Origin of the sequence: Myxosarcina sp. GI1 (assembly GCF_000756305.1) — a bacterium.
Taxonomy (GTDB): Bacteria; Cyanobacteriota; Cyanobacteriia; order Cyanobacteriales; family Xenococcaceae; genus Myxosarcina.
The window spans coordinates 58868-83349 of the sequence record NZ_JRFE01000026.1 but is presented as its reverse complement, the minus strand read 5'-3'; the positions used below and the strand labels follow the sequence as shown (position 1 = coordinate 83349).

Annotated in this window: 20 protein-coding genes; 13 read left to right on the top strand and 7 right to left on the bottom strand. The window is 38.8% G+C overall.

All coding sequences use genetic code 11. The features are described from left to right. Positions 1–73: 73 nt before the first annotated feature. The 3 genes from KV40_RS20580 to KV40_RS20570 all read right to left on the bottom strand — a co-directional run bounded on the left by KV40_RS20580 (position 74) and on the right by KV40_RS20570 (position 3150). Positions 74–796: a Stp1/IreP family PP2C-type Ser/Thr phosphatase gene (locus KV40_RS20580; protein WP_036485587.1), complete on the bottom strand. Its 723-nt coding sequence runs from the start codon at positions 794–796 to the stop codon at positions 74–76. A 41-nt stretch (positions 797–837) separates the two neighbouring features. Beyond that, entirely contained in the window at positions 838–2553 is a 1716-nt protein-coding gene (locus KV40_RS20575) for an ABC1 kinase family protein (RefSeq protein ID WP_371260810.1), read from the bottom strand. A 249-nt stretch (positions 2554–2802) separates the two neighbouring features. Continuing rightward, on the bottom strand, positions 2803–3150 hold the full coding sequence (locus tag KV40_RS20570) for a DUF6825 family protein (RefSeq protein WP_036485585.1): 348 nt from the start codon (positions 3148–3150) through the stop codon (positions 2803–2805). Between the two features lie 165 nt (positions 3151–3315). On the opposite strand from KV40_RS20570, the gene KV40_RS20565 reads away from it, so the two are divergent. The 3 genes from KV40_RS20565 (at position 3316) to KV40_RS20555 (ending at position 6843) form a co-directional block, all read left to right on the top strand. Continuing rightward, entirely contained in the window at positions 3316–4953 is a 1638-nt protein-coding gene (locus tag KV40_RS20565; RefSeq protein WP_036485584.1) for a mechanosensitive ion channel family protein, read from the top strand. Positions 4954–5169: 216 nt separating this feature from the next. Beyond that, complete coding sequence (locus tag KV40_RS20560) at positions 5170–6264, top strand: class I SAM-dependent methyltransferase (RefSeq protein ID WP_036485583.1); 1095 nt, start codon at positions 5170–5172, stop codon at positions 6262–6264. Positions 6265–6462: 198 nt separating this feature from the next. Then, complete coding sequence (locus tag KV40_RS20555; protein ID WP_036486005.1) at positions 6463–6843, top strand: hypothetical protein; 381 nt, start codon at positions 6463–6465, stop codon at positions 6841–6843. A gap of 4 nt (positions 6844–6847) precedes the next feature. Here the strand turns inward: KV40_RS20555 and KV40_RS20550 are convergent, their stop codons facing one another. Then, the gene (locus KV40_RS20550; protein WP_036485582.1) at positions 6848–7291 is read right to left on the bottom strand and encodes a hypothetical protein; all 444 of its coding nucleotides are present in this window, start codon (positions 7289–7291) and stop codon (positions 6848–6850) included. A 580-nt stretch (positions 7292–7871) separates the two neighbouring features. On the opposite strand from KV40_RS20550, the gene KV40_RS20545 reads away from it, so the two are divergent. The 10 genes from KV40_RS20545 to KV40_RS20500 all read left to right on the top strand — a co-directional run bounded on the left by KV40_RS20545 (position 7872) and on the right by KV40_RS20500 (position 21594). Then, a complete protein-coding gene (locus tag KV40_RS20545; protein WP_052055798.1) occupies positions 7872–10085 on the top strand; it encodes a polysaccharide biosynthesis tyrosine autokinase in 2214 nt (737 codons plus the stop codon). Positions 10086–10146: 61 nt separating this feature from the next. Beyond that, a complete protein-coding gene (locus KV40_RS20540) occupies positions 10147–11823 on the top strand; it encodes an alkaline phosphatase family protein (RefSeq protein WP_036485581.1) in 1677 nt (558 codons plus the stop codon). A 238-nt stretch (positions 11824–12061) separates the two neighbouring features. Further along, entirely contained in the window at positions 12062–13078 is a 1017-nt protein-coding gene (locus KV40_RS20535) for a glycosyltransferase family 2 protein (RefSeq protein WP_036485580.1), read from the top strand. 90 nt (positions 13079–13168) lie between these two features. Next, entirely contained in the window at positions 13169–14437 is a 1269-nt protein-coding gene (locus KV40_RS20530) for an O-antigen ligase (RefSeq protein WP_036485578.1), read from the top strand. A 24-nt stretch (positions 14438–14461) separates the two neighbouring features. Next, positions 14462–15745 carry an oligosaccharide flippase family protein gene (locus KV40_RS20525; RefSeq protein WP_036485573.1) on the top strand — a complete coding sequence of 428 codons (1284 nt, stop codon included), beginning with the start codon at positions 14462–14464 and terminating at the stop codon, positions 15743–15745. A 202-nt stretch (positions 15746–15947) separates the two neighbouring features. Then, positions 15948–17525 carry an MBOAT family protein gene (locus tag KV40_RS20520; protein WP_036485572.1) on the top strand — a complete coding sequence of 526 codons (1578 nt, stop codon included), beginning with the start codon at positions 15948–15950 and terminating at the stop codon, positions 17523–17525. Between the two features lie 17 nt (positions 17526–17542). Continuing rightward, on the top strand, positions 17543–18658 hold the full coding sequence (locus KV40_RS20515) for a hypothetical protein (RefSeq protein ID WP_036485570.1): 1116 nt from the start codon (positions 17543–17545) through the stop codon (positions 18656–18658). A gap of 23 nt (positions 18659–18681) precedes the next feature. Further along, complete coding sequence (locus tag KV40_RS20510; protein ID WP_036485569.1) at positions 18682–20631, top strand: glycoside hydrolase family 9 protein; 1950 nt, start codon at positions 18682–18684, stop codon at positions 20629–20631. Between the two features lie 154 nt (positions 20632–20785). Next, positions 20786–21346 carry a peptide deformylase gene (def, locus tag KV40_RS20505; protein ID WP_036485568.1) on the top strand — a complete coding sequence of 187 codons (561 nt, stop codon included), beginning with the start codon at positions 20786–20788 and terminating at the stop codon, positions 21344–21346. 44 nt (positions 21347–21390) lie between these two features. Next, a complete protein-coding gene (locus KV40_RS20500) occupies positions 21391–21594 on the top strand; it encodes a hypothetical protein (protein ID WP_036486001.1) in 204 nt (67 codons plus the stop codon). Positions 21595–21717: 123 nt separating this feature from the next. Here KV40_RS20500 and KV40_RS20495 read toward each other — a convergent pair whose 3' ends face one another. Genes KV40_RS20495 through argH form a run of 3 tightly spaced genes read right to left on the bottom strand, consistent with a single transcriptional unit; the run spans position 21718 to position 24436 of the window. Next, a complete protein-coding gene (locus KV40_RS20495) occupies positions 21718–22557 on the bottom strand; it encodes a M28 family peptidase (protein ID WP_036485566.1) in 840 nt (279 codons plus the stop codon). A gap of 2 nt (positions 22558–22559) precedes the next feature. Next, positions 22560–23018, bottom strand: a complete 459-nt coding sequence (locus KV40_RS20490) for an NUDIX hydrolase (RefSeq protein WP_036485565.1) — start codon at positions 23016–23018, stop codon at positions 22560–22562. A gap of 32 nt (positions 23019–23050) precedes the next feature. Beyond that, positions 23051–24436 (bottom strand): argininosuccinate lyase, encoded by a 1386-nt coding sequence (gene argH, locus KV40_RS20485; RefSeq protein ID WP_036485563.1) that lies wholly within the window; start codon positions 24434–24436, stop codon positions 23051–23053. Positions 24437–24482: the final 46 nt, after the last annotated feature.

Here is a 24482-nt window from a genome sequence, read left to right as displayed (position 1 = left end):
TAGTGCGCGTTCCGCAGCCCGCGCTCGCCTATTGCCTCGAACAGACAATTTAAAAATTACAGGAACGAGATACTTATTCTTGAGCCACCAAAATTGCCGTAATGTTATCAGAACCACCTGCTTGCTTAGCAGCAGCAATTAGCTCTTTTACGGCTGCTTCAGAACTTATTTTTTGACTTAAATAGCTTTCAATTTTATCATCGGGTACTTCTTCGGTAAGACCATCGCTACAAATTAACAGGCGATCGCCAGATTTTAGATCTATTTCTCTAATGTCAATACGATGTAAATCCTTACGTCCCAAACACTGAGATAAAACGTGTCGCCAGGGATGAAATTTTGCCTGTTCCTTATTAATTTCGCCAGCTTTAAGAGCCAAACCAACCCAGGTGTGATCTTCTGTAATTTGTTCGATACACGAGTCGCGCCAGCGATAGAGACGAGAATCTCCTACATGAGCGCACCAAGCTTTTTCCTGTCGAAAAATAGATACTACTACTGTAGTGCCCATGTCTCCACGTTCGGGATGCTGTTGCTGATCGGCTAAAATTTCCTGATTGGCTTTTTCGATGGCTTCTTTTAGCAGCACTTCAGATGACACTGTCGAATCCCAGTTAGCAGCCAGAAAAGCTTTGATTTCCTCAGTAGCAATTTTGCTAGCTTCTTGTCCGCCAGCATGCCCTCCCATACCGTCAGCTACGATACAAAAACGTCCTAAGTCGTCTATATGGTAGTTATCTTGGTTGACCGTTCGTACAATCCCCGTGTCAGTAAGACCTGTAAAGTGACGTTTCATAAACAATTAGTCAATAACAAAACAATAAAATTAATACTCCTCTAAAACATGCGGTCGATGCGATCGAGACGCTTGACTAGTCTTAGCCAAGCCCAACCAGGTATTAATGCTAATATAGCAGCGATTATTGCAAGTGGCTCGTATTCACCAATCAAAAGTAAAGTTGCCGATACAATCAAGGCTCCAAACAACAAAGCATAGTTAGTACATAGTTGAACTGCACCCAAGCGTCGTAATACTCGTTCTGACTCTATAGAACGAACGCGGAGTCTTAAGTCTCCTCGTTCTAACTTATCTATAGTATCGTCAATTCTTCTGGGTAATCCCAAAGCCGTACTGCCCACGCGAGCCGCCTGTTTGCCTAACTCGTCAAATATAGTATTGCCGTCACCATTAGTATTAGTCATAAGCTGCATTGCATAAGGTTGAGCTACTTCCATAAAATTAAATTCAGGATCTAAACCTTTACCTACTCCTTCTAAAGTCGAAAATGCTCGCATTACAAAGGTAAAAGTTGCTGGAAAGCGAAAGGGTTGTCCGTAAGCAATTTGGTAGAGATCTTCGCTAATTGCATCTACGGACTGCTGCTCAAATGGCTTATCCATAAAATTATCCAGCATAAATTGCACCGATCGCCGTACGGGAGTCATATCGCCAGTTGGAGCTAATGCCCCAACTTCAATTAGCGATTGAACTACTAAGTCGCCATCTTTCTGGGCAATACCAAACAAGGTATCGAGCAACTTCTCGCGAATATTGTTTTTAATTTGCCCCATCATGCCAAAATCGTAAAAAATCAGCGCGCCTTCGGGATTGACTGCAATATTACCAGGGTGGGGATCGGCATGAAAAAAACCACTATGAAGTAGTTGCTGTAAATAAGCTTTTGCTCCCAATCTCGCTAGTACTTTGCGGTCTAAACCTGCCGCTTCAATTGCCTCATAATGGCTAATTTTAATTCCTGGCAAATATTCCAAAGTCAGAACTTTTGGTGAAGTGTATCTCCAATGTACTCGCGGAACTTTGACCCAGTCTGCATGGCGAAAGTTACGGCGAAACGTATCGGCATTGCGTCCTTCATTTAAGTAGTCGGTTTCTTCCCAAAGAATGCGACAGCACTCTTCATATATTCCCAGCCAGTCTCTACCTCTACCCCATTCGGGATGATGGTGAAAATAGCGTGTAATCTGCTTTAAAATTGCTAGATCTACGGTAAAAAGTTGTTTTAAACCAGGTCTTTGCACCTTAACTACTACTTCTTCGCCACCGTGCAATTTAGCTTTGTGCACCTGTCCCAAACTCGCTGCTGCCAGGGGTGTAGGATCGAAGTTGAGAAACAATTTAACGATTGGTTTGCCCAAGTCTGCTTCGACAATTTCTGTAACTTGTTCGTAGGCAAAAGCTGGAACCCGGTCTTGTAATTTGGAAAGTTCTTCTACGTACTCAATAGGAAATAAATCGGCGCGAGTTGAAAAAAGCTGTCCGACTTTGATAAACGTAGGTCCTAATTGTAAAAAACTCTCGCGAATCCAGTTTGCCTGCACTTTTCTTCTTGCTGAGAGTTTTTCTGGAGTAAAGCCACCTGGATAAGTCCATTTTTGATTGCTGCGCCAAAATCTAAACAAAAAAGACAGCACAAACAGCCAAATATCTATCCTGCGGCGAAGGGGAGAATATTTTCGCTTATTCCAACGATAGGATTTTTGAGATTTGACTATTGGTTTATTGGGCTGTTTTTCGTAGAATTGAGTATCGATAGCTTCTATTTTGGTCGAAGAGTGAGCCTGTTGGCTCTTATCTCTAGCTATTGAATTTCGATCGGAAGAGACAGAAGACACAGGGTTATTTAACAGAAAATTAACTGTAATATTATGTTTTAATTAGGCAGAATGGTTTGATGCTCGAAGATGGCTTTGTTGTTTTAATCGATCGACGTGGAGCAATTTACTCCATGTTAAATCTCATTTAAAAAAAATAACTTGTGGCTTCTAAGAGCATTGCCATATTTAGGCGACATCACGATGTTGTTTTAATTCCGCTCTGACGCTGGCAATTTCGGCTCTCAGTTTATCGAGCATAGCTTGCAGGTCTCCTGAATAGAGATCGCTATTGGAGTTAGTAACGGGGCGATCGCTACTAACGTTGCTGACATCGGTAGTGCCAGGTGAATTCGCCGCTATGTTTTCGGCGCGTAATTCTACTTCTTCAATAAACTCTCTGAGATTTTCTCGCTGTTGGGCATCAAACTTACCAAGTTCGCTCATAGCGTTGGCAAATGAATCTTCTAGCTTTTCACTCAAAACTTCAGCTAAAGCTCTGCCAAAAAAAAAGGCGTTAGTGACCGTATTGCTCATAAGATAAATTATTTAAATAGCTTCAGGAATAGGTTGTATCTTCTAGAGAAGTTAAATGCTCTATTAAAGATATTTATTTTTTATTTATATTATGACAGTAAACCTGGGGATATTTTAGCCGATCGACCAAAATATCGAAACTAAATAAATTTTTAATGGGTTTTTATGAGAATTCGCTTTTTAACGGGAGTAATTTTAGTGGCGATCGCCTTGAGTTTCATCCTAATTACACCAGTGCGATCGCAACGACCTTTTTTACCCCAACTTAATTGGCAGACTTTGAGATCGCTCCAGGATCGAGAAGATGCTTTGATTTCAGGTTGCGTACGCCTCGACGGACGTTGTCTGTTTAAAATTTTCGACCGTCAGGCTAATTTACCCCATCGTATTCAATATATAGAGGAACGTATAAGAGAAGTCAGTCGAGATTATTTTAGCGTTGATGATGAGAGCAAACTGAATGTATTTTCAGAAACCGACGAAAATCGCTCCAATATCAAGATCGCTATTGGCGATCGCCAACCGAGAACGATTTTTACATTATACGAGCGCGATGCCGATCCCAGGGGAGTATTACTAGGGGAACGAGCCAGAGAAATTGCCACCGATATCCAAAAGGGAATTATCAAAGCTAAAGAAGAAAGGCAGAAATCGTATCTAATCGAAAAATTTCAGATTGCTATTGGCATTGCAGTTGTGGCTTTATTAAGTGGTTTGGCGGTCTTTAACGAACAAAAAAGTCAGCAAAAAGCTAAAAAAAGGCTAAAATCTCAGCAAAATACCGTTTTTTCTTCCGTAGGAATTCATCTAACTCAAAAACAAAAACTCAATATCCGAGAAATAAAATACCGTCTGTTGCAGTGTACGCAAATAGCTATTTGGCTGGGAGGGTTGTTATTAATTTTAGAATTATTTCCCTACACCCGTTCGGCTCGCTTGTGGATAGTTACTTTAATACGTATTCCTCTCAGAATTGCTGTTGTCGGGTTTCTGACTTATGTTTTGATTCGTCTGAGTTACGCACTGATTGCCAAAATCAACCGTAGCTTTACTGAAAACTATGTAATGAATCGAGATAGTCGCCAGCGTATGCAGTTACGAGTTGCGACAATTGCTCGCTTGGTTGGCGGTATTATTACGGTTTTTTGGGTAATCTTGGGATTTATTGTCGCCATTACCGTTATTGGTATTGACGTGACTCCTTTACTGGCTGGTGCGGGAATTTTGGGTTTGGCATTTTCCTTTGCTTCGCAAAACTTGATTAAAGATGCTCTAAATGGTTTTTTTATTATTCTGGAAGATCAGTATGCCGTCGGCGATATAGTTAATATTGGCGAGTTCGGCGGTCAAGTGGAAAATCTCAATTTAAGAATTACTCAGCTTAGAGATGCCGAAGGGAGATTAATTACCATACCCAATAGCGAAATCAAAACTGTTGCCAATTTATCCAGTCAGTGGTCGAGAGCCGATGTTAATATTCCGATTGCCTATCAAACTGAAATCGATCGCGCTTTAAAGTTAGTTGCTACGGTAGCAGAAGAAATAATCGCAGATGGCAATTGGCAAACCAAAATTTTGGAAACTCCCGAAGTATTAGGTGTAGATAATTTTGGCGATCGCGGCGCGATGGTTCGCGTCTGGATTAAAACCCATCCTTCCAGGCAATGGGAGGTAGCACGCGAGTTTCGTCGTCGCATTCAAAATACTTTTCGACAGGCTGGTATTTCTATTGCCGTACCCCAGCGTCAAATTTGGTGGGAAAATTCAGCCGCAAAAATTCACGACAACAATAACAATATGTAGGCGCGACAGAAGCCAACCTTGAGATTGACAATTAAATTTACAGACGCTAATCCGTTGAGATGTTGTTTAAAAAATTACGCTCGCGAGTTCTGGTTGATTATACTTAATATATAGATATTTACAAAACACAACAAAACTTTATTTCGTTTAGTTAGCTATTTTTTTGAGGCTAACTTCAAATTATTTTCATCTACAAAATCGAACTAATAAACATTTATGCAATCGACTCCGAACATAGATCAATTTGTCCCCGACTCTTTAACTAAAGTCGCGTACCAAGGCTTTCAAGAAAGTAAGAAAGTTTTTGGTTTTGCTCATAAACTCGTGAGCGATCGCCTGACTGATACCTTTGTACCCGAACGCTACCATAAAAGCCAACCGCTTTCACCTCAAATTTTGGAAAAACTCCAGCAAAGACTAAAAAAGCTAGAAGAAATTGACTGGCAGGAGGCGCGACAGGGAATTTATCCTACCAGCTTGCTATTCGATAATCCTTGGTCGGATTTCTTTCGCTATTATCCCGAAGTATGGTTAGATATGTTCAAAATCTGGGATAGATTAAAAACCAGAGAATATCAGCAATTTGACGCTAAAATCGACCGAGAAGGATATCCTTCCTATTACTTACAAAATTTTCACTATCAAACAGATGGCTATCTTAGCGATTTATCTGCCAATCTTTACGATCTTCAGGTAGAGATTTTGTTTAACGGTTCGGCAGATGCGATGCGTCGGCGAATTATCGCTCCTCTGAAACAAAGTTTGACTGCTTTTGATGTTCCCCCACAACAGCAAAAAATTCTCGATCTTGCTTGTGGTACTGGTCGTACTTTGAGAATGATTCGCGGTGCGTTACCAAAAGCAGCTTTATTTGGAGTCGATTTATCTCCTGCTTATTTACGAAAAGCCAATCAGTTACTTTCAGAAATTCCTGGAGAACTACCGCAGTTGTTAAAGGCTAATGCCGAAGAATTACCTTATTTAGACAATTACTTTCATGCTGTTACTTCGGTGTTCTTATTTCATGAGTTGCCTGGTGATGTTCGCCAGCAGGTAATTAACGAGGCATTTCGGGTGATTCAGCCTGGAGGTACGTTAGTTGTCTGTGATTCTATGCAGGCAGATGATTCTCCCGACTTTAGAGTGATGATGGAAAACTTTCCTGCTATCTTCCACGAACCTTATTACAGACACTACACTACTGACGATTTGCAAGAGCGATTGACAAACGCGGGATTTACTGAGGTTCGAGTCACAAATCATTTTGTTAGTAAGTATTGGGTAGCTCGCAAACCAATGGCATCTGGTTAAAAGTTTGTATTCTAACTTAGTCGTTCTTATACTTAAGCTCGCTGACGCGAGCTTAATTTGTATTTTGTAAGCTTTAGTTTTTATTACGTAAAGTGTGTAGCCGATCGCCTCGCGTTAAAATATAATTTACAGGTCGCCAAATCATTTAGACAATCTTACCAGAGAGCACTTATAGCCGTGAACGATCGCTTTCTACAAATGTTTCGATATAACGCCAATACTTCAGGGCTTGGTTGCGGGTTGAGCTTTATTTTAATTGCTTTTCTTTTAGCGTCAGTAGGTTTGGGGTGGGTAGTCAACGGATTTTTAATCTTGTTGTGCGTATTGCTAATCACACCGATTATTGCTTTTTGGGGCTTTCAATGGTGGCTCAAACGCAAATTAGTCCAAGATGAATGTCCTGTATGTAGCTACGAATTTACTGGATTTAAAAACACGGAATTTAGATGCCCTAGCTGTGGAGAGGCGCTGCAAGTAGAATCAGATGGTTTTAGCCGTATTACTCCTCCTGGCACTATTGACGTAAATGCAGTGGAAGTTTCACCCCAACAGATTGAAGAAAATACTTACAACGAATAAGTGTTTAATTTCTGGTAGAAATATCTAGAGTAAACTGGTAGTTTTCTCCCAAGCGATCGCCTACATAAATTTGATATTTTCCTGCTTCCCAAACTCCAGAAATTTCTGGCTGCAATCGAGATGCTTCTCCCAGAACGCAAAAACGATCTTCAGGCTTTGGTCCTAAAACCAAAAGCGTTGGTTGTCCGCCAGAAGTCTGCAAGGTAAGACGCATATAGTCAACTCTTTCTGGAATGTTAAAAGTATGATTTGGTGTATTGGCAATAAAACCGCAACCCTTGCTATCAACCGAACCGCCTGAAAGTCCACTAATAGTTTCTCGAACTGTACCGTCTATTTTTGTTTGAGCAAAGACAGATAAACTATTGCTATCTTCTCCAACACCAACAACAAAAATGCCGATTGCTATAGCTATTGATTTAATAATACTGTCATGAAGCAGTTTCATAAAAAAAATCTTAAAAGTCAAAAAATTTTTACTAAAAATATACTAAATTTGCTAGTAATTTTAATAAATTTGTATTTATATTCTACAAAACCCAAACACTATAAGTGCGCTAATTGTTCCAGTTTGTAGACAGTCATAAATATTTTTTGACAATCTTTTTAGAACGAGCAAATTGAGTCGTTTTATCGTAACATAAAATAATTATTTAACCTTTGACGATAACAATTTAAATTCTCGTTACAAGACTGAATTTTGACGGTTGATAATACTTATAATTATTTGCTCGCTCTCTCTAATATTTGCTGCTAATAAACATCTAGTAACTGTAGTAATAAAAACGCAGTTTGCTGGTTTGAGTTTTGTGGTCAATAATGGAAACAATTTAGATGATAGTTAGCGACCGCAGGAGACTTTTTGACAAATTTACGCTTATCTAGCTACAACTTTATCAAAACTTTAAGCTAACTCCCTAATTTATCGTTTATAAAGAATTTAGACCAAAAAATGTCAGAAAAGTTTTTTAGAACCAGCAGTCAGGGCAATATAAGTTAAAATCGTACTTCAAGCAGTCTACATAAAAATGACCAATATACAAACAGATAAACTTGCATACGAGCGTGCCAATAATACAGAACGAAGAGAAGCAATTGATGTCAACGTAGAAAGCTATTTACGAAAACTTAGAAGGCGTTGGCTACCGGCTTTGGGAGTATTTTTATTGACGATTGGTGCGACAGCTTTTTTAAGCACTTTATTAAAAGAGACCTATAAATCTGAAGGCAAAATATTATTTAAACAAAATTCTATTGATAACTTAACGGGATTGGGAGGAGAAACGCAGCAATTAAATTCTTTATTAAATAATCAAACACCTTTAAGCACGGAAAAACTGCGGCTAGTTTCCGAGCCAGTTTTGCAGCAAACTATCGATAGTTTAAAACTGGAAGACAAAGAGGGAAAGCCGCTCGATATCAAAGCTCTGAAAGACAGTTTAGATGTAGAGATTGTTGGTGGAACTGACGTAATTTCTATTTCTTACGAGCATCCAGACCCCTACCGAGCTGCTAAAGTAGTCAATACTTTAATGGATACTTATATTCAAGAACAAATTCGCAGCAATCAAGCCGATACAGTCAATGCCGATAGCTTTATTAATAACCAGATTCCCAAAGTTGAAACCAAACTCAAAAATATCGAATCAAACTTACAACAATTTTACGAAAAAAACCAAGTTATCGATCTTCAAGAAGAAAAAAGAAATTTGGTCAACGATCTCGGTACGCTAAACCGTCAGATTTCAACGACTGGAGCGGAGTTACAGGGAACGCAAGCACAAGCATCGAGCTTGCAGAGTCAACTAGGCTTAAATTTGAAACAGGCGATCGCTGCCAATCAATTAGGCAGTACTCCTACCGTGCGCAGTATTCTAGAACAGTTAACCACTACCGAAAGCCAACTGGCACAAGAACGCCAACGATTTAACGACAATCATCCTAGCGTTCAAAGCCTGTTAGAGAAAAAAGGTTATTTAAACCAACAACTTCAGCAGTTGGTTACTAAGTATGTAGGAACAAAAGTTTCTGAAGGCTTATTAGAAAGCGATCGATTAAAAGAAAATCAGTTAGAAAAATTTATCAATTTAAAAATAGAGGAGCTTAGTCTTCAAACCCAACTTTCCGCTTTATACAATTATCAAAAAGCATATTTAGATCGAGCCAAACAGTTGCCAAAACTAGAAAAAACAGAACAAGAGTTGCTACGTGAAGTAGAATCGGCTCGTAAAACCTACGAAACTCTTTTAGGCAATCAGCAAGAACTACAGTTATTAGTCAATCAACAAACTGGTAATGCCGAAGTAATCGAACTTGCTAGAGTTCCAGAAGAAGGTTCTACTGGCAGAATGGCTTTAATGATAATGGGCGTTCTAATAGGACTGTTACTATCAAATTTAACGGCAGTTTTGTTAGAAATGCAGGATCGTACTCTCAAAACAATTCCCGAAATCAAACAGAAGTTTGCTTACAAAGTTTTAGGGATTATTCCTTTAGATTCTTTAAAGACAGATCTTGGTGGAATTATCGTTCGAGAAGAGCCAGACTCTTTTACCAGTGAAATTTACCGTATGATTCAGGCTAACTTAAAATTTCTCGATCTCAAGAGACAACCAAAAGTTATTTTGCTTACCAGTTCCGTTCCAGGAGAGGGAAAATCTACTATTGCAGCAAATCTAGCGGCAGCTATGGCTCAATTAGGTCGTCGGGTACTAGTAGTTGATGGCGATCTAAGGAAGTCTTCTCAACATCAACTGTGGCAAGTAGATAATAAGCTTGGAGTAAAAGATGCGATCGCTCATAAAACTGCTTTAGAAGAATTGGTATCCAGACCGATGAAACAGTTAGATCTGTTAACTTCTGGAGTAACTGCTCCCAATCCTCTAGCACTTTTAGATTCGGCAGAAATGAGCGAATTGGTTGCTAGAGCGAGAAAAGAGTATGACACAATTATCATTGATGCTCCTCCATTGCCAGTAACTGCCGACGTACTCACTCTTAGCAAATTAGCCGACGGTATTTTATTTGTTACTCGTCCTGGTGTAGTCGAACACGAAAGTGCCGAGCTGGCGCAAGAAACTTTGAACAATGCTAATATCGGACAAAAAGTTTTAGGCATGGTAATTAATGGAGTTAAAGCCAGCGAGTTCGATCGCTATTCTTATCATGCCAAGTACAGCAAAAACTATTTTGATAAATCTACATCCAAATCTAAAAGTAGTTCAAAAATAGCAACTGCATAAATAATCGGTTTTTTACCATACTTAACCTTAAACTTAAAACCGATAATAAATATAAATAACCATGAAGCAGCCAGTTATTGCTATTGGTTTGGATGCTGCCGAACCAAAATTAGTCGAACAGTGGATGTCTGAAGGACATTTACCCAATCTCAAACAGATTAGTCTACAAGGAACTTATAGCCGTTTAAATAACACCGTTAACTACTGCGGCATTCCTACCGAATATTCGACAACGGAACCACTATGGGCAACATTTTCGACAGGCTGTCGTGCCGATAAACTCGGCTATTGGGATACAGTTAGTTATAATCCGCAAAATTACGAAATTATTTGCGATGTAGTTAAAAGTGGCTATGACTATCGAGAGTATCCACCTTTTTACGCTTTAGGAAATGATTATAAAGTAGCGGTTTTTGATGTACCAGTAACTGTTTTATCAGAAGGAGTAAACGGAGCGCAAATTTTGGGTTGGGGGGGGCATTATCCCTATACAGTAAGCGATTCCAACCCACCAGAATTGTTTGGCGAAATTATTAATAAATATGGTAAAAATCCCGTTTTACATAATGACAATGGGCTTTGGTGGCAGCCAGAATATGTAAAATGGATTCAACAAGCAGTAGACCAGAGTATTCGGGGACATTCAGCGATCGCTCGCGAATTGCTTCAGCGCGAAGCCTGGGATCTATTTTTAATGGTGTTTGGTGAGACTCACACTATCGGTCACGATCTCTACAACCACAGTCAGCCAGATCATCCTCTCTACAGCCATCTTACTAAAAATGGTACTAAGAGCGATCCTTTACTAGCTACCTATCAAAAAGTCGATCGCGCGATTGGTGAAATTATAGCTGAAGCTCCTCACGATGCTAATATTATCTGCTTTGCCGTTCATGGTATGGCAGCTAACTTTACCGATTTACTGAGCATGGCAGTTTTACCCGAATTGCTCTATCGCTACAGTTTTGGTAAACCCGCACTGGTTTCTGGCAGACTTGACCGAACTCCCGCATCGATAACAACTAAGCCTGTAAGAAATTCTTGGCCTGGAGAAATCTGGAGTCAGATTTACGAACCCAATCCCATCAAAAAACTATTTAGAACCTGGACTCATAAAAAATTCCTTACAGGAAGAAAGCATGGACTTTTATCTCCTTATGGCTTAATGGATTATGGCACAGAACCAGAATTGGCTATGAGCTGGATGCCTGCTATGTGGTATTCGCAGCTTTGGTCGACGATGAAAGTTTTTGCCTTACCAGCATTTACCAACGGACATCTCAGAATCAACCTCAAGGGACGAGAAAGAGATGGTATTGTCGATGTTTCTGAGTATGAATCTCTGTGTAATGAATTAACAGAAATTCTCTATCGCCTACGAGATGGCAGAACGAGAAAATCTGTAGTCAAACAGGTAGTCAGAACTCGCACTAATCCTTTAGATACAAATCCCAAACTACCTGATTCCGATCTTGTCGTACTGTGGAGCGAACCTATTACCGATGTTATTGATAGTCCCGATTTAGGTCGTATCGGACCTTTAACTCATTGCCGAGCAGGAGGACACAAAAGCCAGGGATTTTTAATAGCAAAAGGGTCAAACATCTCGCCTGGTTGTAATTTGCCAGCAGCAGAAGCTGTGGACTTAGCTCCAACGATTTTAGAATTAATGGGAGCTTCAATACCAAAATATATGGATGGCAAACCTTTGTTTTTAACCTCTAAATTAACCTATTAATTAGTATTTATTTGTTGATATTTTTGGTTGAAGTTAAATAGTCAAATATTTATTAATTTTAAATTTATGTTTTGTCTGACAAATTTGCAAAATCATATGTCAAATTTGCAATATAATTTATTTCAGTTGTAAATCAAAATTAGACAAAATATTGTATATTTGATTTAGGTTTGTTCGATCGAAAATAATAACGCGCTCAATTGCCGCTCGCGCTTGCAATAAAAAGATAAGTTAAATTATGAGTTCTAAAATCTCGGTTATTATACCTGCTTACAATTGCGAACAGTACGTCGATCGAGCTATTGAATCTGTTTTAGATCAAACCTATTCTAACTTTGAAATAATAGTCATTGATGATGGTTCTTATGATAATACCTATCAAATTGCCACTAGTTATAATGACAGCAGACTTAAAGTAATTAAAAACCCAAAAAATTTAGGTGTTAGTATTAGCCGCAATCGTGGAATAGAAGAGGCTAGTGGCAGCTGGATTTCTCTTCTCGATGCCGATGATTGGTATTCTCGTACCAGATTAGAAAAACTGTTACAAGCAGCCCAAAAACATAAAGCACATTTAGTTGCAGATGACCTTTATTTGATTAATGATGGCGATCGCAATCCTTGGAGTACTTTGTTAATTGAAGGGAAACACCACATTGTATCGCCAAAAGCGATCGATGCGGTTCAGTTTGTTGAATCCGATCGCTTAAATCCAATTAATTTAGGCTCGAATTGGAGCTTTGGTTATATCAAACCATTAATCGACCGTAAATTTTTACTCGATCGCAAAATTAAGTATCGAGAAAACTTAAAGGTTGGAGAAGATTTTACTTTGTATTTAGAATGTTTGCTCCAACAGGGCAAACTTTTGTTTGTACCGCAATCTTACTACTTTTATCGTCTCAGGCAGTCCTCTCTTAGCGATCGAACTCCAACTGCTTATTTACAAGAATCTTGTACGATCGCCAGGCAATTTATCGCTAATAAAGCTTTAAAAAATAATCCTCAACTGCTACAAGCTATAGAAAAAAATTTAGTTTTATTTGAAGAAAGACTATCTTATTATCGATTTATTGAATCTTGTAAAAGCAAAAAAATGCTCGATAGCATTAAAGAAATTATACTCAATCCTTATCTTTCTAAAGACGTTATTTTAAAACTACTTGCTATTTTGAAACCCAAAATAAATTTTATTTTAACAAAAAAAAAGTCTAGTTCTCCTTTTAAAAAAAACAAGTTTTATAGTTATCGTTAAAATAGATAAGAGCGACTCACTGTTTTTAGTTTTTAAAACTATAGTATTATAGCGATCGAACAAACCTGTTTAATTCGTTTAAAAATTATTATGGCTCAGACTAATAGAAAAGCTTTAAAGTTATTTGAATTAGTTTTTTCTGTTTTTGCTTTATTTCATTTATCAGGAGCAGTTACGCCATTAATTTTAACGGGTGGTATTAGCGAAGGAGACGGTTTTAAAGTAAACGATGCCGATCTAGCTTTGAATGCTCAAATTTGTCTGCTCATTTATTTAGTAAGTTTTGTATTGTTGTCACTGCGTTGGAAAAGAGTTATTTATTACATTGCTAAAAATCAAATAATTTTATTGCTTGTAGCCATTATATGTTTATCTTACTTTTGGTCGGTATCCCCATCAGAAACTTTTAAAACCGTAATTTATGCTCTTGGAACTACTGCTTTTGGGCTTTATCTAGCTACCAGATATTCTCTTGAAGAACAGTTTAATATTTTTGCTTACACTTTCGGGCTAATGACAATTCTCAGTGGTCTATTTGCAGTTGCATTACCTCAATATGGCATTATGGGCGGTATTCATGAAGGAGCATTGCGAGGTGTATTTACTCACAAAAACCAATTTGGGGCAATTATGGTGCTAGGCGCAGTTGTTTTTTTATTAAAAGCCTTCAAAAACGAAAAAATGAGTTGGCTTTACTGGCTGTTGCTGGCATTTCTTATTGCTTTGGTCGTTTTATCTAATTCGACGACTTCTTTAGGTACACTAGGCGTCATGTTGATGCTTTGTCTAATTTATCGTATCTTTCGTTGGCGATATGAAATACTAATTTCTGCTATATTGGCTGCTACTGTTTTTGGATTTGCTGCACTTTTGTTTTTTGCAGGTTTTATTGAATCCGATTCTTTTTTTATAGCACTTGGTAAAGACGCAACTCTATCTGGTCGTACTTATATCTGGAAGTATGTCTGGGATGAAATTCAGCTTCGTCCCTGGCTTGGGTATGGTTTAGCTGCTTTCTGGAATGGTTTGGAAGGTCCTTCTGCTTACGTTCAACTAGCAATGACGGTAGAAGTTATTTATGCTCATAACGGATTTTTAGATTTATGCCTTTCTATTGGATTTGTCGGCTTAATAGTATTTTTGGCAGGATTCTTTAGTACGGGATATAGATCTTTGGCTTTATTGCGCCAAACCAATACTCCAGAAGGCTTGTGGCCGCTACTGTTTTTAACTTATATTTTGTTATCCAATATTACCGAAGGAACTATTACTACAATGAACAACTCCTTTTGGGCTATCTATATAGCAATATCTTATTCCCTAATCATAGCTAGAGATAATAAATACGCTATATATTAATAATCGCAATATAGCTTCAGCAATATGAATTTAGCAAAAGCCAAAGCAAAGGTTGTCAAATTGTTTCACAGTAATTTGGCTAAAGATACTTTATGGATGTTGTTTGCTAAATTATTTAACATAGTAATGCAGGCAGGTTATTTTATAATTGTAGCCCGCGTTTTGGGTGCCGAAAACTACGGTTCTTTTGTAGGAGTAACTGCTTTAGCCTCGATTGTTTTTCCTTTTTTGGCTCTTGGAAGCGAACATATTTTAGTTCAGCAAGTATCGACAAATAAAGCTTCGTTTAGTAATTATTGGGGCAATTGTTTACTTTTATTGGTGGCAAACGGTATTGCTGTAACAATTATTCTCTTATTACTCTCACCGCTAATTTTTGCTAAAAATATTTCTTTGTTAACAATATTAATAATACTATTAGCAGATCTGATTTTTTTGGGACTGCTTGATGTTAGCTACAAAGCTTTGACCGCCGTTAATATGCTTAATAAAGTGGCACATCTAGCCATATTTAGCACCTGCGGAAAACTGTTGGCTGCTCTTTGCCTGTGGGCTTTTTTTACCAATCCTTCTACTAATACTTGGGCCTGTCTGTATTTGATTAGTTCGATAGTTATGGGGATATTTTCAGTCATGATGGTCAATAAACTGGCTGGTTATCCACATCCCCTATTCTCAAAACTGAAATCTAATCTTAAAGAAGGATTTTACTTTTCTATTAGTGCTTCGGCATACAATGTTAACTCTAGTCTGGATAAAACAATGCTTGCCAGTCTATCTACTTTAACCGCTACTGGTATATATGGCTCTGCATATCGTTTTATCGATGTAGGCTATGTTCCTTTGTTTGCATTGTTTTCAGCTACTTATACCAGATTTTTTCAACATGGAGCTTCGGGAATAAAAAATAGCCTGGGTTTTGCTAAACGTCTGTTTCCGATAATCTTATTGTATGCAGTTGTTAGTGTTGTAGGCTATTTTGTTTTTGCTCCTCTATTACCTGCAATTTTAGGAGAAGAATATCGCTCGGCAGTTGCAGCTTTGCTGTGGTTGGCACCATTACCAGCGATCGCTTCATTCCAGTTTTTAGCCGCCGATACTCTTACGGGTGCGGGACATCAAAAAGCTCGTAGTTTCGTTCAGGTTGCTGCTGCTGTAATTAATGTTTTATTAAATATCTGGTTGATACCTATATACTCTTGGAAGGGTGCAGCTTGGGCGACTTTAATTTCAGATTCTTTAAGGCTGTTTAGTCTATGGGTAATAATTTTGTTTTTATATAGAAGAACAGCTATAGCTAAACATTAAATTTAACTATTAATTATAACTACGAACAAATATAGCAAAGTAATTCAATTTAATTAAATCTTCAATTTTACTTTATCATAAATTTATATTAAACTTTACTTTTATATGTTAGCTTTTTCTTGAACTATACTTAAGTATATAAAAAATATTTAACTTAATAACTTTGTAACTATTTTTTAAAATAGGTAGATTTTGCCGAAACATGCTTTTTAATTCATTTGAATTTATTTTACTTTTTTTACCTATAACTCTAAGTTTATTTTTCTGGTTCGGAAAAAAAAGTAATTACAAACAGCTTCCTGTTTTAATATTAGTTATTGCCTCTTTATTTTTTTATGGTTGGTGGAACCCTGCAAACTTACCTATAATTATCATTTCCATTTTGTTTAATTATGGATTGGGTGTATTGCTCGGCAATGTCTTTGAAGGCAAAACGGCTAAAAAAGCAGTGTTGATTTTAGGCGTTATTTTTAATTTGGGATTGATTGGTTATTTTAAATACGCCAATTTTTTTATAAATAATGTCAATCAACTACTCGGTACAGAAGTCAATTTACCGCCAATTGTTTTACCGTTAGCTATATCATTTTTTACATTTCAACAAATAGCTTATTTAGTCGATGCCTATCGAGGAGAAACTAAAGAATACAGCTTACTCAAATATATGCTGTTTGTTTGCTTTTTTCCACAGTTAATAGCAGGACCAATCGTACATCACAAAGAGATACTGCCTCAATTCAATCGACCTTCTATTTATCACTTCGATCGCCAAGTTTTTGCGATCGGTCTGTCTGTATTTATGGCAGGTTTATTCAAAAAAGTAGTTTTAGCCGATCGCATTGCCGAATATTCCAATTTAGCTTTTGGTGCTGCCGCTCAGGGAATAGATTTAACTTTTTCTGAAGCTTGGATCGGCGCGTTGGCTTATAGCTTACAGCTTTATTTTGATTTTTCTGGTTATTCCGATATGGCAATTGGTGCGGCATATATGTTCGGTATCAAACTGCCGCTAAATTTTAACTCTCCCTACAAATCAATTAGTATCGTTGATTTTTGGCGACGCTGGCACATTACTCTTTCTCATTTTCTTAGAGACTATTTGTATATTCCTTTGGGTGGCAGTCGCCGAGGTGAATTGCGACGCTATTCTAATTTATTAATCACTATGCTTTTAGGAGGTCTGTGGCATGGTGCGGGATGGACTTTTGTATTCTGGGGTGGTTTACACGGTATCTATTTAGTCGTCAATCATCTCTATCGTTCGCTACGCAAGTATTTAGGACATAATCTTAGAAATGATGGTTGGTTGCTACGAGGTGTAGGATGGTTGGTAACATTTATTGCCGTAGTTATTTCCTGGGTGTTTTTCCGTGCCAGTAGTTTTGATACTGCATTAGGAATTTTGGGTGCGATGTTTGGTGCTAATGGCATACAGTTACCGCCTTTTTTCGAGCCACATATGGAATTTTTAAGAAATTGGGGTGTGGGATTTCAGGGCATTACTGTCAATGTTGGCATTTCTCAAAAATATGCCACTTTTGGCGTAGCAATGCTGTTGTTAATCGCGTGGTTTACCCCCAATACCCAGCAGTGGATGGGCATTTACAATCCAACCTTGACCGAACCAACAACTCAAAACAGACCTTTGTGGCTAGAAAGGTTCTGGCAGATTTTAGCTTGGCGACCCAACAAGATTTGGTCGGTTATTATTGCTGGTTTGACTTCAGTTTCTTTACTTTGCTTTACCAGAGTCAGTGAATTTTTATATTTTCAATTTTAGAAGAATATACATAGAATATGAATCTCAAAAGCTCCAACCTAAAATCAATGCGATCGGGTAAAAACAAACACTCTTCAATATTGGCTAAAGATTCAGAGGTTAAAAAAACAAATTCGGGATTTAGTTTTAAACTTTATGGCTCGCTCGTTTTGCTGCTGTTGGGTGCTATAAGCGGCATAAACTGGCTAGTAGATCCTCTTTGGTACAGTCACGGAAATATCTTAACTGGCAAAAACTTTGCCTTTAACGAAAGAGTTACTAAAACCAATTTGTATCTTAGAACTAAAGATAAAGTTAACTATAACTGTTTAATTTTAGGTAGTTCTAGAGCTATTGCCTTGAATTCCTCTAATTTTCAACAGCAAAACTGTTTCAACTATGCGCTCAAAGGGGGTGAAATAGAAGATTTTATCGATTATGCCAAGTTTTTAAAAGAAACGGGATTAACGCCAAAAAAAGTGTACATAGGTGTAGATGGACTAAACTTTGTCATTAAAACTCGTAAAGAACGCGAAGCATTTGATGTTAATACAGTTGCCACCCAGTCTTTTACTCAAGCATATTTATCGGCTGATGTTTTTTTATTTTCAGTAATGACATTGCTGGGAATAAGTCCCGATCCCAGTAACTATTACGATCGCAATTTTGAAGTAGCAGATTTCGCGCAGCAGCCAATATACAGACCCGATTTTTACAAACCTCAAAGTCAGCAAAAATGCGATCTTTCTATCGTCGAGCAGTTTGCTAATTTACGGCAAATCTTTCCCAAAGCTGAATTTATTGGTTATATACCGCCCGTTTCAGCCTGGAGTATAGTCAATGACACCTATGGCAGGGGGTTGATGGATTGCCAATTAACAGTAGCTTATCAACTCGCTCAAAGTTACGATGTGATGTACGATTTTACCGTACCTTCAAGAATAACTAAAAATCCCGATCTTACTTTTGATGGCAGTCACTATTCTGTAGCAGTGAACGACGAAATTGCGGATATTTTACAGGGAAAACCTGTCAGCTTTGGGCTAAAAGTAAATAAATACAGTTTTGAAGAATATCGCCGTCTTTATTTAGAAGAAATACGAAAATTTTTAGCCGAACATGACCAATTAAAACGTTGGCAAGGAGAATTTTAATTTAATTAAACTACATAACTGTAATGAAACCTATTGGCAAGATCGCTCGTTTAAAAAGCACTAAAAAAATTGGTACTATCATTTCTTTTCTACTAGTATTTTTTATCTCATCTTTGCCGCTAAAATCCACAACTCAGTTTAACTACGGCGAAGCCTTACAAAAATCGATACTATTTTATGAAGCGCAGCAGGCAGGAGAGCTACCTGACTGGAATCGTGTTCCCTGGCGCGGGAATGCTGCCATTGACGATGGTGCAGATGTCGGCATCGATCTAAGTGGTGGTTGGTTTGATGCTGGAGATCACGTTAAGTTTGGGTTTCCGATGGCGGCTAGTGCAACTACTCTGGCTTGGGGAGGAATTGAATATTACGATGCTTACCAGAACTCAGGACAGCTAGACGCTCTAACTAAAAACATTAGATGGGTAACAGATTATTTTTTAAAAGCTTTTGCTAACGATACTCCAGAAAATTACGTACTATACGGACAGGTAGGCAACGCCGAACTAGATCATAATTGGTGGGGGGCGGCAGAAGTAGTTCGCTATCAAATGGAACGACCTGCATACAAGATAGATACTAATTGTCCTGGTTCGGATTTAGCCTCGGAAACTTCTGCCGCGCTAGCTTCAGCCTCAATTTTATTTCGCAAAACTGGCGATATTGATTATGCCAATTTGTTAGTAACAAAAGCCGAACGTCTTTATGAATTTGCCGATCGCTATCGAGGTGCTTATTCAGACTGTATCACTGCAGCCGTACCATATTACAAATCTTACAGTGGCTATCAAGACGAGTTGGTTTGGGGAGCGATTTGGCTGCATAAAGCCAAGCAAGCTCAAAATTACAGTTATGGTGGAGAATATTTAAGTAAAGCGATCGCTGAATATCAGGCGATGTCTAAACCTTATAACTATACTTTTATTACCGACGATAAGTCCTACGGAGTTTATGTTTTGTTGGCAAAAGAAACTGAAGATCCAGAATACCAGCAAAGAGCCGAAGCCTGGTTGGATTTTTGGTCTACTGGCTACCAGGGAGAAAAAATTCAGTATACTCCAGGAGGTTTGGCTTTTTTGACTAAATGGGGTTCGCTGGCTCTAGCTGCCAATACGAGTTTTGTCGGCTTTGTCTATAGCGACTGGTTGCGAGAGCGTGGTGAAATTGCTAAGGCAGACCGCTATTTTAATTTTGGCGTAAGTCAGATTAACTATATTTTGGGAAACAATCCCCATAACCGCAGTTATCTAATTGGCTATGGTCATAATTATCCACAAAATCCCCATCATCGAACTGCTCATGGAAGTTGGACGAACGATAGCAACAACCCCGCACAAAGCCGCAACCTGTTGATTGGTGCTTTGGTAGGAGGACCAGACGAACATGACAACTGGCAAGACAATCGCAACGACTGGGTTGCTAATGAAGTGGCAATTGGCTACAACGCAGGGTTTTCAGGTGCGTTGGCAAAAATGTATGCTGAGTTTGGCGGTCAACCTACAGCCAATATTGTTTTTGAGCCGCCAGAAACAGAGCAAATTTATGTAGAAACAGATATTAAAAAAGCCAGAAACCAAGCATTAGTAACGGCTTCGATTATCAATAAATCGGCTTTCCCCGCTCGCGGATTAGAAAATGCTGCCTTAAGAGTTTTTTATACTATCGATCCCAAGTATGCCGAAACAGTATCGGTATCTAGCAACAACAGCGAATGTTTTAATTCTTCTTCATCACCAGTAAAAGTAGAGCAAAATCTTTACTATGCAGAAATTAGCTGTCAGGGAACGGTTATTTATCCTGGGGGAGAATCGCAATATCGCAAACAAGCTGAGATCGCGCTGAACTCTAACGCAAACAACAATGATAACTATGGGCTTTTAGATAATATTACTAGTATTTTTGCTCGACCGCTAGAGGTCGTGAACCTTGAATTGCGCGATCGCCAAGAATTAATTTGGAGTCACAAATTTTGAGCGAACGCTTTCAGTAACTGTAAACTTTTACCGTTTTCTCGCTCTATTGTTTTCGATTTAAATGCGGTTTTAGAAAATCTTAAATCCACTACAGCAACAGCTATTAGTATTTAACGATAAAATATAATTAAAGAGATAATAATTTACTTTAAATATGACCTCTGTAGTCACCACAGAAAAGAAAAAATTAGCCCAACCACCTTTAGAACTTCATTATTTAGGCGATCGCGTCTTGCGTCAACCAGCCAAACGCATTTCCAAAGTAGACGATAAAATTGCCTCTCTCATTGAAGAGATGCTGCAAACTATGTACAGTTCCGACGGTATTGGTTTGGCAGCACCTCAAGTAGGCGTTAATAAACAGTTAATCGTGATTGATTGCGAACCTAATAAGCCTGAAGATACATCTTTAGTGTTAATCAATCCTAAAATTATTAAGTTTGGCGATCGCCTCTGCAAAGCTGAAGAAGGATGTTTGAGTATTCCTGGGGTTTATTTAGAAGTCACCCGTCCCGAAGAGATTATAGTATCCTACAAGAACGAACGGGGAAAACCTTGTAAATTAAAAACTACTGGCTTATTATCTAGAGTTATCCAGCACGAAATGGATCATCTTAACGGCGTGATGTTTGTCGATCGCGTTGAGAACAATTTGGCACTAACAGCGGAATTACAAAAAAAAGGATTCGATCTTGGTGCAGTCAAGCCAGTTTAATAAACTAAAAGCAAAATTAGAGGAGTAAACTTTAGGTGACACCAATAACAATTAAAAGTGGTGTATTACTATTGCTTTGCTGTATTACAGCAATTGCAGCAGTTGGTTCGGTTTTTGAGTTGTCTTCTGGCAATCCCGAATTAGGTAGTTTGACTACCAGTATTATTTTGGCAGCTAGCATTCCCTTAACTGGGATCTTGTTTTGGGCGGCAGTACAAGATACTAAAGCCAAGCAAAATCAACAATAACCAGCTGTAGTCTGGTAATGATAAATCCAATAAATGAGTAGGATGGGCAAATTTCTTCCAGTTGTCGGCAATTACCAAAGCGATCTTTGCCCACCTTACATACGGTAAACAATCGGATTGAGTTTAAATCGCTTCTATAGCCACAATTAAACTCTGACAGACATTGGTTAAAAAATTGAGATCTAAGCTGTCGATAGTATCGCTAGAGCGATGATAGTTGGGGTTGCGTAGCATAGCCGTGTCTGTAATCATGATGGCGCGATATCCTTGTTGCCAAAAAGGATAGTGATCGCTCAACCCTGTTTGGGGTATCCACTTGCCACTGCTAGGATCGGGCAAAAACTGACATGGTGTACCCTGGCGTTTTATCTGACGACTGAGGTGAAACAGATCGCCAAGAGCCGCCAAATTGCCTACTAAAGCAATAAAATTACCGCGATCGGGATAAAAACGCTTAATTAGATCGGGATAGGTCTGAGAGTTAGGCGTATCGTCACAGTAGCCAAGCATTTCTAGCGACAGCATCAGGCGCAAAGCTTGTCCCTTAGCTTTGAGAGCTCGGGCATAAGCAGTGCTACCCAACATGCCATACTCTTCTAAATCAAAAGCGACCAACCTCAGAGGATATTTCAACGGACAATCGCTAAAGTACTTTGCCATTTCCAGCAAAACAGCAACTCCCGTAGCGTTATCATCCGCACCTGGAGTTCCAGGAACGGCATCGTAATGCGCTCCTATTAAAATAGGTGGTAAATTGCGATTTTTACTTGCTGGCAAATCGAGAATTAAGTTTTGGTAAATTTTTTCTCTAACCGTAAATTCGTGAATTGTTACCGTTCCCAATAGTTCTAGCTGTTGGCGAATATATTCTCGTACCAGAAAGTGTCCGCCAGAAGCAACATAGGGATCTCTTTCTCTGACAATTTGTTGTAGATGTTCGTAGAGGCGACTTTCTATACTCATTTTTATTTAACGAGCGCGATTTTGCCATCAAGGTAATCTTTCAGCTGGCGGTCGTGGTCGTGGCTGAGATCGCCCAAGGGTAATTCTTCGGGTAAATAAGCTTTTGCCTGTAAAATTTCCAACTTATCTTCGATCTCTATCTCTCCTGTAACTTTAGCTTCTACTAAAACAGAAATTGAATGAAGGCGAGGATCGCGATAGGGATCGGAGTAAACACCGATTAAACGCTCGATGTTGACTAGTTCTAACCCCGTTTCTTCAGCTAATTCTCTTCGAGCGGCAGTAGGAATATCTTCTCCCCAGTCTACCATTCCCCCAGGCAGCCCCCATTTTTCTGAGTCGCTGCGCTGTACCAGGACGATACGTCCATCAGGCAAGACAGGAATAATTGTCGTTCCCGTCACGGGGTGGCGGAAAATAATGCCCATTACGGTAGAAATAAATCGCCAAGTACGACGCATAAGACAATAGCTAATTTAAAAAACGATTGGATTTATGAATTTAGCTGAGATTTGGCAACAGCGATCGCCTGTCGGACTCGTTCAAAACCAGTACCGCCATAACTATTTCGTGCCGATACTACTCTTTCTGGCGCGATCGCCTGATAGATGTCGGCTTCAAAAGCGGGATGAATCTGTTGCCATTCTTCCAAGCTTAAATCTTTGAGTAGTTTACCCGCAGCCAAACTAGTTTTAACTACTTTGCCAACTAAATTATAAGCTTCGCGAAATGGAACCTGCTTGGCTGCCAGATAATCGGCAACATCGGTAGCATTGGAAAAATCTTCAGCTACGGCAGCATTGAGTCTGGCGGTACGAAATTCAATGCCTTCATTTAGCAATATTGTCATTGCCGACAGACAACTTTTAACAGTTTTAACGCTATCAAAAATACCTTCTTTGTCTTCCTGCAAATCTTTGTTATAAGCTAACGGCAGTCCTTTCATAATTACCAGCAAAGCCTGAAGATGTCCGAAAACTCTACCTGTTTTGCCTCGCACTAGTTCGGGAATATCGGGATTCTTTTTTTGAGGCATGATGCTCGAACCAGTAGCGCAGCTATCTTTGAGAGTAATAAAGTTAAATTCTTGAGATGCCCAAAGAATCATTTCTTCACTCAAGCGGCTCAAATGCACCATAATCAGACTAGCGGCGCAGAGAAATTCAATAGCAAAATCGCGATCGCTGACTCCATCCAAACTATTTTCATAAGGGCGATCGAATTCTAACAATTTGGCACTGTATGCTCGATCTATAGGAAAAGTCGTTCCCGCTAAAGCACCGCAGCCCAAAGGGGATACATTTGTTCTTTTATATACGTCAGCCAATCTTTCCCAATCTCTTTGTGCCATTTGAAAATAGGCTAGTAGATGATGAGCCAAACTCAATGGCTGCGCCCGTTGCAGGTGAGTATAGCCAGGTATTAAAGTTTCTACGTGTTGTTCGGCTTGTGCCAATAAAGCTGACTGAAAGGCTTTGATTTGCTCCTGTGTTTGCTCGATTTCAGCCTTTAAATACAGACGAATATCAGTGCCTACCTGGTCGTTGCGCGATCGCGCCGTATGTAGTTTTTTACCAACATCGCCGACAATTTCGGTAAGCCTTTTTTCGACGGCAAAATGAACGTCTTCGGCTTCTACTCCTGGATTAAACTTTCCCTGACGATATTCTTGGCGAATTTGCTCTAACCCAGATACCAACAGTTCTGCTTCTGCATCGGAGATAATAGCTGTTTTGGCTAGCATTTTAGCGTGAGCAATCGAACCCGTAAGATCGTATTCAATTAATTGGATGTCGAAGCCAATACTAGCATTAAAAATAGCGATCGCGGGATTTAGGGCAGTTTCAAAGCGATCGCTCCAGGTCTGTTTCTCGGTCACGATTATATATTTATTGGTATTATGGGTCGCAATATATTTTAAATTA

Bases quoted from the DNA above. Each gene is read 5' to 3' on its own strand.
- KV40_RS20510 (WP_036485569.1), top strand. From the start codon at position 18,682: ATGAAACCTATTGGCAAGATCGCTCGTTTAAAAAGCACTAAAAAAATT.
- KV40_RS20520 (WP_036485572.1), top strand. From the start codon at position 15,948: ATGCTTTTTAATTCATTTGAATTTATTTTACTTTTTTTACCTATAACT.
- KV40_RS20490 (WP_036485565.1), bottom strand. From the start codon at position 23,018: ATGCGTCGTACTTGGCGATTTATTTCTACCGTAATGGGCATTATTTTC.
- KV40_RS20565 (WP_036485584.1), top strand. From the start codon at position 3,316: ATGAGAATTCGCTTTTTAACGGGAGTAATTTTAGTGGCGATCGCCTTG.
- KV40_RS20555 (WP_036486005.1), top strand. From the start codon at position 6,463: ATGTTTCGATATAACGCCAATACTTCAGGGCTTGGTTGCGGGTTGAGC.
- KV40_RS20580 (WP_036485587.1), bottom strand. From the start codon at position 796: ATGAAACGTCACTTTACAGGTCTTACTGACACGGGGATTGTACGAACG.
- KV40_RS20550 (WP_036485582.1), bottom strand. From the start codon at position 7,291: ATGAAACTGCTTCATGACAGTATTATTAAATCAATAGCTATAGCAATC.
- KV40_RS20570 (WP_036485585.1), bottom strand. From the start codon at position 3,150: ATGAGCAATACGGTCACTAACGCCTTTTTTTTTGGCAGAGCTTTAGCT.
- KV40_RS20530 (WP_036485578.1), top strand. From the start codon at position 13,169: ATGGCTCAGACTAATAGAAAAGCTTTAAAGTTATTTGAATTAGTTTTT.
- KV40_RS20515 (WP_036485570.1), top strand. From the start codon at position 17,543: ATGAATCTCAAAAGCTCCAACCTAAAATCAATGCGATCGGGTAAAAAC.
- def (WP_036485568.1), top strand. From the start codon at position 20,786: ATGACCTCTGTAGTCACCACAGAAAAGAAAAAATTAGCCCAACCACCT.
- KV40_RS20540 (WP_036485581.1), top strand. From the start codon at position 10,147: ATGAAGCAGCCAGTTATTGCTATTGGTTTGGATGCTGCCGAACCAAAA.
- KV40_RS20525 (WP_036485573.1), top strand. From the start codon at position 14,462: ATGAATTTAGCAAAAGCCAAAGCAAAGGTTGTCAAATTGTTTCACAGT.
- KV40_RS20535 (WP_036485580.1), top strand. From the start codon at position 12,062: ATGAGTTCTAAAATCTCGGTTATTATACCTGCTTACAATTGCGAACAG.
- KV40_RS20545 (WP_052055798.1), top strand. From the start codon at position 7,872: ATGACCAATATACAAACAGATAAACTTGCATACGAGCGTGCCAATAAT.
- KV40_RS20560 (WP_036485583.1), top strand. From the start codon at position 5,170: ATGCAATCGACTCCGAACATAGATCAATTTGTCCCCGACTCTTTAACT.
- KV40_RS20495 (WP_036485566.1), bottom strand. From the start codon at position 22,557: ATGAGTATAGAAAGTCGCCTCTACGAACATCTACAACAAATTGTCAGA.